This window comes from Mycobacterium heidelbergense (genome assembly GCF_010730745.1).
GTDB lineage: Bacteria > Actinomycetota > Actinomycetes > Mycobacteriales > Mycobacteriaceae > Mycobacterium > Mycobacterium heidelbergense.
This window is the reverse complement of record NZ_AP022615.1, coordinates 3898394-3910604: the sequence shown is the minus strand read 5'-3', so window position 1 is coordinate 3910604 and position 12211 is coordinate 3898394. Positions and strand designations below refer to the sequence as shown.

At 67.7% G+C, this 12211-nt stretch carries 15 protein-coding genes, 1 tRNA gene and 1 pseudogene; 6 read left to right on the top strand and 11 right to left on the bottom strand.

The annotated features are described in order from the left end of the window. Position 1 precedes the first annotated feature (1 nt). The 3 genes from cysK to G6N25_RS18265 all read left to right on the top strand — a co-directional run bounded on the left by cysK (position 2) and on the right by G6N25_RS18265 (position 2202). On the top strand, positions 2 to 934 hold the full coding sequence (gene cysK / locus G6N25_RS18275; RefSeq protein ID WP_083076231.1) for a cysteine synthase A: 933 nt from the start codon (positions 2 to 4) through the stop codon (positions 932 to 934). Between the two features lie 2 nt (positions 935 to 936). Further along, entirely contained in the window at positions 937 to 1623 is a 687-nt protein-coding gene (gene cysE, locus G6N25_RS18270; RefSeq protein WP_083076229.1) for a serine O-acetyltransferase, read from the top strand. A gap of 297 nt (positions 1624 to 1920) precedes the next feature. Then, a complete protein-coding gene (locus G6N25_RS18265) occupies positions 1921 to 2202 on the top strand; it encodes an ANTAR domain-containing protein (RefSeq protein ID WP_083076227.1) in 282 nt (93 codons plus the stop codon). Positions 2203 to 2654: 452 nt separating this feature from the next. Here G6N25_RS18265 and G6N25_RS18260 read toward each other — a convergent pair whose 3' ends face one another. Next, positions 2655 to 2873: a hypothetical protein gene (locus G6N25_RS18260; RefSeq protein WP_142272817.1), complete on the bottom strand. Its 219-nt coding sequence runs from the start codon at positions 2871 to 2873 to the stop codon at positions 2655 to 2657. Positions 2874 to 3069: 196 nt separating this feature from the next. Further along, positions 3070 to 3270 (bottom strand): MerR family transcriptional regulator, encoded by a 201-nt coding sequence (locus tag G6N25_RS24495; protein ID WP_083076223.1) that lies wholly within the window; start codon positions 3268 to 3270, stop codon positions 3070 to 3072. 132 nt (positions 3271 to 3402) lie between these two features. Here G6N25_RS24495 and G6N25_RS18250 point away from each other — a divergent pair, with 132 nt between their 5' ends. After that, positions 3403 to 3714 (top strand): helix-turn-helix transcriptional regulator, encoded by a 312-nt coding sequence (locus G6N25_RS18250; RefSeq protein ID WP_142272815.1) that lies wholly within the window; start codon positions 3403 to 3405, stop codon positions 3712 to 3714. Between the two features lie 4 nt (positions 3715 to 3718). Here the strand turns inward: G6N25_RS18250 and G6N25_RS18245 are convergent. Next, a tRNA-Asn gene (locus tag G6N25_RS18245) sits at positions 3719 to 3791 on the bottom strand. Between the two features lie 172 nt (positions 3792 to 3963). Between G6N25_RS18245 and G6N25_RS18240 the strand changes: the two genes are divergently transcribed. After that, positions 3964 to 4251: a hypothetical protein gene (locus tag G6N25_RS18240; RefSeq protein ID WP_083076268.1), complete on the top strand. Its 288-nt coding sequence runs from the start codon at positions 3964 to 3966 to the stop codon at positions 4249 to 4251. On the opposite strand, the pseudogene dnaG reads toward G6N25_RS18240, so the two are convergent. From dnaG to G6N25_RS18225, 3 genes and pseudogenes are all read right to left on the bottom strand, one after another. Next, positions 4226 to 6148: pseudogene (gene dnaG / locus G6N25_RS18235) on the bottom strand (DNA primase); the annotation flags it as partial. The gene G6N25_RS18240 and the pseudogene dnaG overlap by 26 nt on opposite strands. Positions 6149 to 6205: 57 nt before the next feature. Further along, positions 6206 to 6811 carry a superoxide dismutase[Cu-Zn] gene (sodC, locus tag G6N25_RS18230; protein ID WP_083076213.1) on the bottom strand — a complete coding sequence of 202 codons (606 nt, stop codon included), beginning with the start codon at positions 6809 to 6811 and terminating at the stop codon, positions 6206 to 6208. 15 nt (positions 6812 to 6826) lie between these two features. Beyond that, positions 6827 to 8116 (bottom strand): deoxyguanosinetriphosphate triphosphohydrolase, encoded by a 1290-nt coding sequence (locus G6N25_RS18225; RefSeq protein ID WP_083076211.1) that lies wholly within the window; start codon positions 8114 to 8116, stop codon positions 6827 to 6829. 72 nt (positions 8117 to 8188) lie between these two features. On the opposite strand from G6N25_RS18225, the gene G6N25_RS18220 reads away from it, so the two are divergent. Beyond that, positions 8189 to 10156, top strand: coding sequence for a TPM domain-containing protein (locus G6N25_RS18220; RefSeq protein WP_083076209.1), 1968 nt, complete (start codon positions 8189 to 8191; stop codon positions 10154 to 10156). Positions 10157 to 10288: 132 nt separating this feature from the next. Here G6N25_RS18220 and G6N25_RS18215 read toward each other — a convergent pair whose 3' ends face one another. The 5 genes from G6N25_RS18215 to G6N25_RS18195 all read right to left on the bottom strand — a co-directional run bounded on the left by G6N25_RS18215 (position 10289) and on the right by G6N25_RS18195 (position 12205). Further along, positions 10289 to 10573, bottom strand: a complete 285-nt coding sequence (locus G6N25_RS18215; RefSeq protein WP_083072106.1) for a WXG100 family type VII secretion target — start codon at positions 10571 to 10573, stop codon at positions 10289 to 10291. A 47-nt stretch (positions 10574 to 10620) separates the two neighbouring features. Then, complete coding sequence (locus tag G6N25_RS18210) at positions 10621 to 10917, bottom strand: WXG100 family type VII secretion target (RefSeq protein ID WP_003874404.1); 297 nt, start codon at positions 10915 to 10917, stop codon at positions 10621 to 10623. A gap of 127 nt (positions 10918 to 11044) precedes the next feature. Further along, positions 11045 to 11311 carry a hypothetical protein gene (locus G6N25_RS18205; protein WP_083072107.1) on the bottom strand — a complete coding sequence of 89 codons (267 nt, stop codon included), beginning with the start codon at positions 11309 to 11311 and terminating at the stop codon, positions 11045 to 11047. A gap of 272 nt (positions 11312 to 11583) precedes the next feature. Further along, positions 11584 to 11868: a WXG100 family type VII secretion target gene (locus tag G6N25_RS18200; protein ID WP_083072106.1), complete on the bottom strand. Its 285-nt coding sequence runs from the start codon at positions 11866 to 11868 to the stop codon at positions 11584 to 11586. Positions 11869 to 11908: 40 nt separating this feature from the next. Then, positions 11909 to 12205 (bottom strand): WXG100 family type VII secretion target, encoded by a 297-nt coding sequence (locus G6N25_RS18195; protein WP_083072135.1) that lies wholly within the window; start codon positions 12203 to 12205, stop codon positions 11909 to 11911. Positions 12206 to 12211 lie beyond the last annotated feature (6 nt).

Sequence of the window (12211 nt, the reverse complement as noted above, 5' to 3'; positions counted from 1 at the left end):
TATGAGCATCGCTGAGGACGTCACGCAGTTAATCGGAAACACGCCGCTGGTCCGGCTGCGCCGCGTCACCGAGGGCGCCGTCGCCGACGTCGTCGCCAAGCTCGAGTTCTTCAACCCGGCGAACAGCGTGAAGGACCGCATCGGCGTCGCCATGATCGACGCGGCCGAGCAGGCGGGCCTGATCAAACCCGACACCATCATCCTCGAGCCGACGAGCGGGAACACCGGCATCGCGCTGGCGATGGTGGCCGCGGCGCGCGGCTACCGCTGCGTCTTGACGATGCCGGACACGATGAGCACCGAGCGGCGGATGCTGCTGCGCGCGCTCGGCGCCGAGCTCGTCCTGACGCCGGGCGCCGAGGGCATGCCGGGCGCGATCGCCAAGGCCGAGGAACTGGCCAAATCCGACCAGCGGTACTTCGTGCCACAGCAGTTCGAGAACCCGGCCAACCCGGCGATCCACCGCAAGACCACCGCCGAGGAGGTGTGGCGCGACACCGACGGGAAGGTCGACATCTTCGTGTCCGGAATCGGCACCGGCGGCACCATCACCGGCGTCGCCGAGGTCATCAAGGAACGCAAACCCTCGGCCCGGTTCGTGGCCGTGGAGCCGGCCGCGTCGCCGGTCCTGTCCGGAGGCCAGAAGGGCCCCCACCCCATCCCGGGCCTCGGCGCCGGGTTCATCCCGCCGGTGCTCGAGCTGGACCTGGTCGACGAGATCATCACCGTCGGCAACGAGGACGCGCTCAACGTGGCCCGGCGGTTGGCGCGCGAGGAGGGCCTTTTGGTCGGCATCTCCTCGGGCGCGGCGGTGGTGGCCGCCCTGCAGGTCGCGCGCCGGCCAGAGAACGCCGGCAAGCTGGTCGTCGTCGTGCTTCCCGACTTCGGTGAGCGGTATCTGAGCACGCCGCTCTTCGCCGACCTGGCCGATTAGCCATGCTCGCGGCGATACGCAACGACATCCGGGCGGCCAGGGAGCGGGACCCGGCCCGGCCCACGACGTTGCAGGTAGTCTTCGCCTACCCCGGCGTGCACGCCATCTGGAGCCACCGCATCGGCCACTGGCTGTGGCACCATCGCGCCCGGCTGGCGGCGCGGGTGCTCGCGGAGCTCACCCGCATCGCGACCGGGGTCGAGATCCACCCCGGCGCCGTCCTGGGCGGCGGCCTGTTCATCGACCACGCGACCGGCGTGGTGATCGGGGAAACCGCGGAGGTGGGCGACGACGTCACGATCTTCCATGGCGTCACGCTCGGCGGCACCGGCGCCGACAGCGGGAAGCGCCACCCCACCGTCGGGGATCGGGTGACCATCGGGGCCGGCGCCAAGGTGCTCGGCCCGATCAAGATCGGCGACGACAGCCGGATCGGCGCCAACGCCGTCGTCGTCAAGGAGGTCCCGTCCAGCGCCGTGGTCGTCGGCGTTCCCGGCCAGGTCATCGGCCGCAGCCGCCCCGGACCGAGCAGCTCCGACGACCTGCCCGATCTCGTGGGCGCCAGCCTGCAGTCCCTGCTCACCAGGGTGGCCAGGCTGGAGGCCCTGGCCGACGGCGGCCCGCAGCAGGGCCACGTCATCCGGCCACCCGAAGCCGGGGTCTGGCACGGCGAGGACTTCTCTATCTGATCCATCTGAGCGCCGCCGATTCTATCCGAGGTTACGGCGTGGGCAAGGTTTAAATCTGTTGTGAATCAAACACATACAATCCGCCGGCGCTCGGTGACAACCTCTTGACGGGACCCTATAGTGGGGCCATGTCACACGTTCGGGGGCGCTTCGTCATTACTCTGCGCTGTTGCGCCGCGGGCTGACGCTCGCGCATTCCTTTTTGTGCGGCGGTACGGCGTGAGCGTTCATAAATCCTTCGGGGCTTTCCCTATTACCTTGCCTTACAGAACATTCAGACCGGGAGGTCGACGAGACATGATCGAGAGTATCGCGAGCCAGCAACATCTCAATGCCAGCCGCCAGCAGGCCAGTCGGGCCCTCGACACGGCGGTGGGCATACTCGTCGGGTGGCGCAGGTGCAGCACTCACACCGCTTTTCGGGAGCTGCTCAGCGCCAGCGAGCGGCACGAGGTGCCGATGTTCAAGCTGGCCGGGGCCCTGGTGACCCTGGCCAGTGGGGGCGTCGGGGGTGAGAGTGGCGTGAGCGCCGCCCAGCTCGCCGCCGAAAAGGAATGGGGCCTCACTTACTTGCTGTAGCGGGTCCACTTCGTCGAATGAGTTGATCCAACGGTGCGGGGGCCGCGGCGAATTCGGCTCGCCGGTGCGGGCCACACCCACACTGGCGGGGGGCCAAAGTGGGGCCAAAGTGGCGCGTCAATTCCCGCCTGCCACAACGGTAACTCGCCGGCCGGCATAGGCGATGTGCCCACCTCACAGCGACAACCGCTTGCGGGCTGCCTCACAATTGGTATCGATGATCTGTTGGCGGCCAAGGGATTTGCCCACGGCAAACACAACCTGGGATTCAATCGCTTCGCCCGGCCGCGGAATCGCCCGAGCCGCAGCGGAATTCCGAAACAGCCCGGGTTGTCGCGCGTAGGCGGGCAGAAGAGTATGTGCCGGCGAAGCCGGGACGCGGGTGACACGTGTGACCACCACGACGTGTCCGGTCCAGTGCCTACGTGGGACCACCACGCCGCCACCCCAAGTCACGAACCGTGAGCCAAGTCGGGTTTGACGCCAGGTGAAATCACGAGCGGGCCGTCCCTGAATTTCTTTGCCGTATCGGGATTGATTCGAAAGTCGTGGGTGTCGGTTGTGCGCCACAGATAATTCGCTCGAATCCGGTGCCGCCCGACATAGTCGCCGGGATTTTGTATCACCGGATGAGACCACGCATCGTCGTCTAGCTTCAGGTGATCGATCACTGCGGCCGGCTTCACTTACGATGTGACCTGCGCACTGCGACAACACGATCGAATGGCCACATTGTTGATTCCTGGGTGCGGCAACGGATCTCAATGCCGTGCTGCTCGGCGAGAATGACCTCGGCTACTCGGGTGTGGCGCGTCAGAGTTCGGCATCGCGCGGTCGTAATGCGGCGCCGTGGCAGAACACCGGTCGTCACGACACGCTAACCTCCTCGGCAAGCAGTGCCTCGATGTCGGCACGGCGAAAGCGCCGATGACCGGTGGGCGTGCGAAGCGCGATTATGCGTCCATTGCGCTCCCATCGCCGTAGAGTGTCGACGGACACACCTACCAGGCCTGCCGCCGCACCGACCGCTAAGAGCTCTGAACCCGTGTCAGGATACTTACTCGGCATGAGTGCAAGACTAAGCATCCTTATGCAAAGTTGGCAAGGCCATATCCTTGACCAGGCACTTCACATTCGTATTAGTTACCTTAAACCTACCTAGGCTTGCTGGGGTTTACCTAGGTATGCCATAGTTTGCCTATGACAGTAGACACTGGCTGGGTGATTCCTGAATGGTCGTTCGGCGACCGCATTCGTAAGGTGCGCGTCAGTGTTGCCAGAATGACTCAGGCCGAATTCGCAGACGCTATCGATGTCGGTGAGGCCTCCCTGGCACAGTGGGAAACAGATCGCGCGAAACCCCACGACATCCGAGCGGTCACGTTGCGCATTCAAGAGATATTCGGGATTTCCGCGGCATGGCTCATCGACGTGGATCAGCCGGGTCGTGAGCGATACCAGCCTCGGACGGGGACCATCACGAAAGACGCGACTCGGCCCCGGCAGCGTTAGCCTGCTCCCCCGCCTGGACTCGAACCAGGAACCCTTCGGTTAACAGCCGAACGCTCTGCCAATTGAGCTACAGGGGATTAACCCGGTCCACGCCAACCTGGCGCAGATCGCTGGACGACTCTAGCGTACTGGCCGACCCGCACCCAACTAGAGGCACCGGCCACCCAGCGCCCAACTAGAAGGGATCGGCCGCGCACGCACCGGGCCGCGTGAGGCAGGATGGAGCCATCGATCGTCGGGAGGAACGCTTTGATCCGATATGTCGTGGTGCTTGGACTGGGTTACGTGCTGGGCTCGAAGGCCGGGCGTCGCCGATACGAGCAGATCGCCGGCACCTATCGCGCGCTGACCAGCAGTCCCCTGGCCAAATCGGTGATCGAGGGAGGGCGGCGCAAGGTCGCGAACCGGATCTCGCCCGACGCCGGTTTTGTCACCGTGGCCGAGATCGACGACCAGACGGCCGTCGAGGAGCGCCCGGAGCGCCGAGCCGGGCGGCCGGCCGAGGCGGCCCTCACACCGTCAGATCGTCGCCGCTAGCCTGCTCCAGCAGGCTGCGCCGATACGCCTCCATGGCGACCAGGTCGCCGAATAGCGCGTGATACTCGTCGCCTTGCTCGATCGGCGACATGCGCTGCAGTTTTGACTTCACCTCGGCGATCTGCCGGCCCATCCAGACTTCCTGCAGACGAGCGAGCACGCCCGCGATGTAGCGCGGCAGCTTCTCTTCGTCGACCGCGATGGCCTCCACCCCCAGCTCACTGATCAGGCCCGCGGTCAGGGCCGACGTCGTCTGCTGGCGCACGGTCTCGATCCACTCGGCCCCGGTGACGCCGGTGGAGGTGCCACCGGCCGCCTCGATGGCCGCGCGGACGGCCGCGTACCCCGGGTGGGTGAAGCTCTCCACGGTCAGCGCGTCGAACACCGGGCCGGCCAGCGCCGGGTACTGCAACGCCGACTTGAGCGCCTCGCGCTGGGGCCACAGGGTCGGGTCGCGCGGGTCGGGACGGGCGGCGGCGGGCTCGGCCGCGGCCGCGGCGGCGGGCCGCCGCTCGACCCGGCGGCCCGCGTGGGATGCGGAGCCACCCCGGCCCGAGGACTTGGACCTTTTGGCCTCGCCGCGCACCCGGTCGATGACCTGTGGGACGTCGTCCCAGCCGACCCAGCCCGCGAGCTGGCGGGCGTACTCGTCGCGCAGCGTGGGGTCCTTGATCTGACCCACCATGGGTACGCAGCGGCGCAGCGCGGCGACCCTGCCCTCGGCGCTGTCCAGGTCCATCTCGGCAAGCGCGGTGCGAATCGCGAACTCGAACAACGGGGTTCGCCGGGCCACCAGGTCGCGCAGCGCGCCGTCGCCGGACTTCAGGCGCAGGTCGCAGGGGTCCATGCCGTCCGGGGCGACGGCGACGTAGGACTGCCCCGCCAGGTTCTGCTCGCCGTCGAAGGCCTTGAGCGCCGCGGCGCGACCGGCCTCGTCGCCGTCGAACACGTAGATCAGTTCGCCGCGAAAGAAGCTGTCGTCCATCATCAGTCGGCGCAGCATCGCCAGATGCTCGTCGCCGAACGCGGTGCCGCACGACGCAACCGCGGTGGTGACGCCGGCCAGGTGCATCGCCATCACGTCGGTGTAGCCCTCGACGACGACCGCCTGGTGCCCCTTGGCGATGTCGCGCTTGGCCAGGTCGATGCCGAACATCACCGACGACTTCTTGTACAGCAGCGTCTCGGGCGTGTTGACGTACTTGGCTTCCATCGGGTCGTCGTCGAAGAGCCGCCGGGCGCCGAAGCCGATCACCTCACCGGCCGAGCTGCGGATCGGCCACAGCAGCCTGCGGTGAAAGCGGTCCATCGGCCCGCGCCGCCCCTCCCGGGACAAGCCGGCGGCCTCGAGCTCCTTGAACTCAAAACCCTTGCGCTGCAGGTGCTTTGTCAGCATCTCCCAGCCCGACGGGGCGAATCCGCAGCCGAAGCGTCGCGCGGCCTCGGCGTCGAAGTTGCGCTCCTTCAGATACTGGCGGGCCGGCGCCGCCTCATCGGACTCCAGCGCCGCCGCGTAGAACTCGGCCGCGGCGGCGTTGGCCGCGATGAGCCTGCTGCGGCTGCCGCGATCGCGCTGCACGCTGGTGGCCGGGCCGGTGTAGTTGATCGTGTGGCCGATCCGGTCGGCGAGTAATTCGACCGCCTCGACGAAGCTGACGTGCTCGATCTTCTGCACGAACGCGTAGACGTCGCCGCCCTCGCCGCAGCCGAAGCAGTGGAAGTGACCGTGGTTGGGGCGGACGTGAAACGACGGTGACTTCTCGTTGTGGAACGGGCACAGCCCCTTGAGCGAGTCGGCGCCGGCGCGCTTCAGCTGCACATAGTCGCCGACGACATCCTCGATGCGCACCTTTTCGCGGATGGCGGCGATGTCGCGATCGGGGATCCGGCCAGCCATCGGCCTAGTCTAAAGCGCCCGCTTCGACGGCCGCCCGACCCGGGACGGCCGATCGCGCTATCCGGTCCCGATGACGCCGCATGCGATCCGTTCCATCGCGTTGTCGCTGTTGTCGGCGCCGTGGATCATCAACGCGGTCTTGTCGCCGGCCAGCAGCTGGTCCCTGGTGAACGCATCGCTGGTGGTCACCAGATACGCGGAGCCGTCCGAGCGCACCTCCAGCGACGTCAGGTCGCCGCTTTCGGGCATCCCGGTGTGTCCGGGCGCCTGGTAGTGCCCGCCGGCGGACAGGAAGTTTCCGGGCGGACCGCCGGTCGGGGCAACCGAGTTCGGCTCGCATTTGCCGACCGCGTGGACGTGCAGGCCGTGGAAACCGGGCGCCAGTATCCCGGCGGCCACCGTCTTGACGGTGATGGTGGCATAGCCGCTGCTGAAATCGAAGGTGGCCGTGGCCACTTCCCGCCCGTCGGCCGTCTTCAATTGCGCTGTGAGTGATCCAGCGGCGGGCGCCGGGCTCGACGTCGCCGACGAGCCGGGGGGACCGCTTTGGACCGCGGGCGTGGTGCCCGGCTGGCTGCTCGGATGCTGAGGCGAGCTGCATGCGCCCACGGCCACGACGGGAACCGACAGCAAGAGGGTGGCAACGGCGGTGAGTTTGGTCATGACGGGAGCCTAACGCTAGCCCGTCGCTTGGCGAGCGTCGATGCGCTCCAGCCGGCCCTCGGTGTAGGACGCGATCTGATCGACGACGACCCGGAGCCGGGCCCGGTCGTCGGCGGCGGTGTTGAACGCCGCGGCGAACACGGGATCGAGCGTTCGGGGCGCCCCGGAATACAGCCAGTGCGCGACCCGGTGGACGCGTTCGCGTTGCCGGGCCTGGGTGTCCAGATGCCGCGGGTCGGACATGATGAACTGCAGCGCCAGGATCTTCAGCAGGGCGACCTCGGCGCGCACCACGTCGGGCACCTGCAGGTCGGCCCGGTAGCGCACCAGCGGGCCGGGACCGGCGGCCGCGCGCGTGGTCGCGATGGCGGCCGAGGCGAACCTGCCCACCAACTCACTGGTCAATCGCTTCAGCGCGACCGACGCGGCCAGCGTGGCGTCGTACTTGCCGACCGCGGCGACCACGGGCAGACCCGACAGCCGGCGCGCGGCCGCCATGAAGTCGTCGGCGCTCACCCGGGAGAATTCGCTTTCCCCGAGTTTGGCCAGCGCGGCCGCCTCGTCGTCGTCGGCGAGCACGCGCAGGTCGATGCGTTGCGACACGACGCCGTCCTCGACGTCGTGCACCGAATAGGCGACGTCGTCGGCCCAATCCATCACCTGGGCTTCCAGGCACGTCCGGCCGGCCGGCGCTCCCTGCCGAACCCAGGCCGCCGGCTCGCGGTCCTCGTCGTAGAAGCCGAATTTGCTTCTCCCGTTTCCACGCCCGTCACCGCGGGTCCACGGATATTTGGTGACCGAGTCCAGGGACGCGCGGGTCAGGTTCAGCCCCGCGCTGTTGCCTTGTGCATCAAGGACTTTGGGCTCAAGACTGGTCAGGATCCGGAAATTCTGGGCATTGCCCTCGAAGCCGCCCTGCGCGGCGGCGAACTCGTCCAGCGCGCGTTCGCCGTTGTGCCCGTAGGGCGGATGCCCGATGTCGTGGGCCAGGCCGGCCAGCTCCACGAGGTCGAGGTCGCAGCCCAGCCCGACCGCCATTCCGCGCCCGATCTGGGCCACCTCCAGCGAGTGCGTCAACCGGGTGCGCGGAGTGTCACCCTCCCGCGGCCCGACCACCTGCGTCTTGTCGGCGAGCCGGCGCAGGGCCGCGCTGTGCAGTACCCGGGCCCGGTCCCGGGCGAAGTCGGTGCGATGCTGACCCTCCGTACCCGGCAGACCCGCGGTCTTCGGCGCTTCGGGCACCCGCCGCGCACGGTCGAAGTCGTCGTAAGGGTCTTGCTGATTCGTGTTCGCCTCCTTAGTCACCGACGCACAGTCTGCCAGGGAACGCCGGTTCTCAGGCCTACGGCCTGAATCGTCGGACGGCTAGATTGACCTATGCGCACTCGTCGCCTGCTCGGCGTGATCCTGACGATCCTCGCGGGCCTCGGCTGGGGGCTGCTCCTGGCGCCGCCGGGCGGCGCCCAACCGCCGCTGCGGCTGCCGGATTACGTCACCGACAACGCGAACGTCCTGTCGGATTCCGGGCGCGCCGCGGTGACGTCGGCCATCGACCGGCTGTACGCCGCCCGCCACATCCGCCTGTGGGTGGTCTACGTCGACAACTTTTCCGGGCAGGGCCCGGAGGGCTGGGCAAGGCACACCAGGATCACCAGCGACCTGGGCGACTACGACGCGCTGCTCGCGGTGGCCACCACCGACCGGGCATACGCCTTTTTGGTGCCGTCCACGATCAAGAGCATCAACGCGAGCGAGGTTGATGGGCTGCGGCGCGGCAAGATCGAACCCGCGCTCCACCGCGACGACTGGAGCGGCGCGGCGGTCGCGGCGGCCGACGGGCTCAACGCGTCACCGCGCTCGTGGGCTCCCGCGATGCTGCTGGTCACGCTGGGTGTCATCGTCATCGCCGCGGCGGCCCTGCTGGTCGTGATGCGCTATCGCCGCCGACGACGGCGCGCCGCCGCGCTTGCCGCGGCACGCCGGGTCGACCCCACCGACGCGGACGCGTTGGCCGCCGTGCCGCTGGACGCCCTCGACGACCTCTCGCACTCGATGGTGGTCGAGGTCGACAACGCGGTGCGCACGAGCGCCAACGAGCTCACGCTGGCGATCGACGAGTTCGGTGAAGAGCGAACCCAACCGTTCACCCAGGCGGTGAACAACGCCAAAGCCGCTCTGTCTCAGGCCTTTACGGTCCGCCATCAGCTTGACGACAGCACGCCCGAGACCCCGGGCGAGCGGCGCGAGCTGTTGACCCGGGTGATCGTGTCGGCGGCCCGCGCCGATCGCGAACTCGCGTCGCAGACCGACGCGTTCGAAAAGCTGCGGGATTTGGTGATCAACGCCCGGTCCCGGCTGGACGCGCTGACCGTGCAATATGTCGAACTCACCGCTCGCGTCGCCCCGGCGGAGCGGCGGCTGGCCGAGCTGCACGACGAATTCGGCGCTGCGACACTGGCTTCGGTGTCCGGCAATATCGCATCCGCCAACGACAGGCTCGCGTTCGCCGACCGCAACATCGGCTCGGCCCGCGACCTGGTCGCCGTCCAGGGCGGTCAGCAGACCGCTTTGGTGGACGCGGTCCGCGCCGCCGAGTCGGCGCTCGGGCAAGCGCGCGCGCTGCTGGACGCGATCGACAACGCGGCCGCCGATATCAAGCGCGCCGTCGCCGCGTTGCCATCGGTGATCGACGACATCCACGCGGGCATCGAGCGCGCGGGCCGGCAGCTGCAGAAGCCCGCGTCGGGCCACACCGCCGAGCTGACCGCGGCGCGCGACGCGGCGACGGGCGCCCTGGACAGCACCCGCGGCGGTGGCTCGGCCGACCCGCTGGCCGCGTTCGCCCGGCTCACCAAGGCCGACGCCGACCTCAATCGGGTCCTGGCCACCGTGGCCCAGGAGCAGGCGAACGCCGAGCGGCTCAACCGTTCGTTCGAGCAGGCGCTGTTCACCGCGGAGTCGCGGGTCCGCGGCGTCTCCGAATACATCGACACCCGCCGGGGCAGCATCGGCGCCGAGGCCCGGACCCGGCTCGCCGAGGCCAGACGGCACCTCGACGCCGCACGGGGCAAGCGGGCGACCAACCTGACCGAGGCGATTGCCCACGCCAACGCGGCGTCGGCGCTGGCTGCCAACGCGCAGGCGCTCGCCAATGCCGACGTGCAGCAGGCTGAGCGCGTCTACGCCGGCCGCGGGGGCAGCGACACCGGCGCGATGATCGGCGGCATCATCATCGGCGACCTCCTCAGCGGAGGCATGCGGGGCGGGTTCGGCGGATGGAGCCCGACATCGTTCGGCGGCTCGTCCGGCGGCGGCGGCTTGATGGGCGGCGGCGGACGATTCTGAGCCGGTCACCCGGCGGACATGGAGCCCAAAGACGCGACTGCCCCCGGGCGCCAAGCGCCCGGGGGCAGGTCATGCACTTTCACCGATGGGGGCCCGCGCCGGGAAACCGGCGCGCCGCCGCCGACCGGTCTTCTACGCCCAGCTGGAGCCGACGGCGCTGTCGGTGCTGGCCATGTTGCTGCCGGCGGTCTGCACCTTCTGGCCGTGGGCGTTGGCCTGCTCGTAGATCACCTGGAAGTTGCGACCCAACTGGGTGATGAACTCCTGGCAGGCCACCGAACCCGAGCCGCCCCAAAAGTCACCGGCGGCCAACACATCACGAACGATGGCCTGATGCTCGGCCTCCAACGACGCGGCCTGCGCACGAATCAACGCGCCATGCGAATCCACATCGCCGAACTGATAATTGATGGTCATGTTTGCGTCCTCTCAAAGTCAAAAGTGGTGGACAGCAGCGCCGAAGGCTAGCTGCTGAGGATTTGCTGGGAAGCCTGCTCTTGCTGCTCGTAGTTGTTGGCGTCGCGGATCAGTCCGTCGCGGACCCCGTGCAGCATGTTCACGATGTTGCGGAAGGCCTGGTTGACCTGGCCCATGGTGTCATACGAGGTCGCCTGCGCCTGCCCACTCCAGCCGGCCCCGGCGATGTTCATCGACGACGCCCACATCTTGCGGGCCTCGTCCTCAACGGTCTGGGCGTGCACCTCAAAACGGCCCGCCATCGCCCGCATCTCGTGCGGATCGGTCATAAAACGTGTTGCCATCTCGGCTATCTCCTTCTGGACTAACTTCCTGGACTTGTCATGCAGATTGGTCGTCGTAATTGGCCGGCCACGAAGACACCGGAGCCGCCGATCACGCGTGAAATACCGACAGTCTTCCCCCTCTCTCTCAACCGGCGGCCGGAGAATTCGGTATCACGCTGGTCGTCCGCGGCATGTCGAAGCGGGGCTCGGCGTCGCCTTGCCACTCGCTCCACTCGCCCCACTCATTCCATTCATCCACGCCGTCAGGGGCCGCCTCCTGGCTCAGCCCGGCGGCCGTCGTGTCAGCGGCATCGGCATCGGCACCGTCTTCCGGCTCCGGTGCCCAATGGTCATAGTCGTCCGGCGGAACAGCCACTCCCCACTTGAGCGGAACCGATAGGCCGCCGAGCATGCCTGACTCACCACGAATCGCCGACACCGAATCGTCCGGCAGCGGCGAACTAAGAGGCAAAAGCACGCTGCCCCCTTCCACAGCCGATATCCCTACACTCGCACTCGGTGGCGCGCTAAGCACCACCAAGCACTCCGAATCGTAAGTCAATCATGAGGACAATATCCGGGATTGACCGATTTCGCTCTTTTCACGAAGCGTGCCGCCGGCATGCCGAAGGCGCGGGCAACACCGCGTTCCCCCCGGGGTGTTGCCCGCGCCTTGGTGGCTGATTAGGCCCAGCTGGAGCCGACGGCGCTGTCGGTGCTGGCCATGTTGCTGCCGGCGGTCTGCACCTTCTGGCCGTGGGCGTTGGCCTGCTCGTAGATCACCTGGAAGTTGCGACCCAACTGGGTGATGAACTCCTGGCACGCCACCGAACCCGAGCCACCCCAAAAGTCACCCGCGGCCAACACATCACGAACGATGGCCTGATGCTCGGCCTCCAACGACGCGGCCTGCGCACGAATCAACGCGCCATGCGAATCCACATCGCCAAACTGATAATTAATCGTCATCGCACAACCTTCCTCATGCCTTCCTCATGCGCTGAAAGCGCTAGCTGCTCAAAATCTGCTGGGAAGCCTGCTCTTGCTGCTCGTAGTTGTTGGCGTCGCGGAACAGCCCGTCGCGCACCCCGTGCAGCATGTTCACGATGTTGCGAAAGGCCTGGTTGACCTGGCCCATGGTGTCATACGACGTCGCCTGCGCCTGACCACTCCAACCGGCCCCGGCGATGTTCATCGACGACGCCCACATCTTGCGGGCCTCGTCCTCAACAGTCTGCGCATGTACTTCAAAACGACCGGCCATCGCCCGCATCGCATGCGGGTCAGTCATAAACCGAGTAGCCACCACACC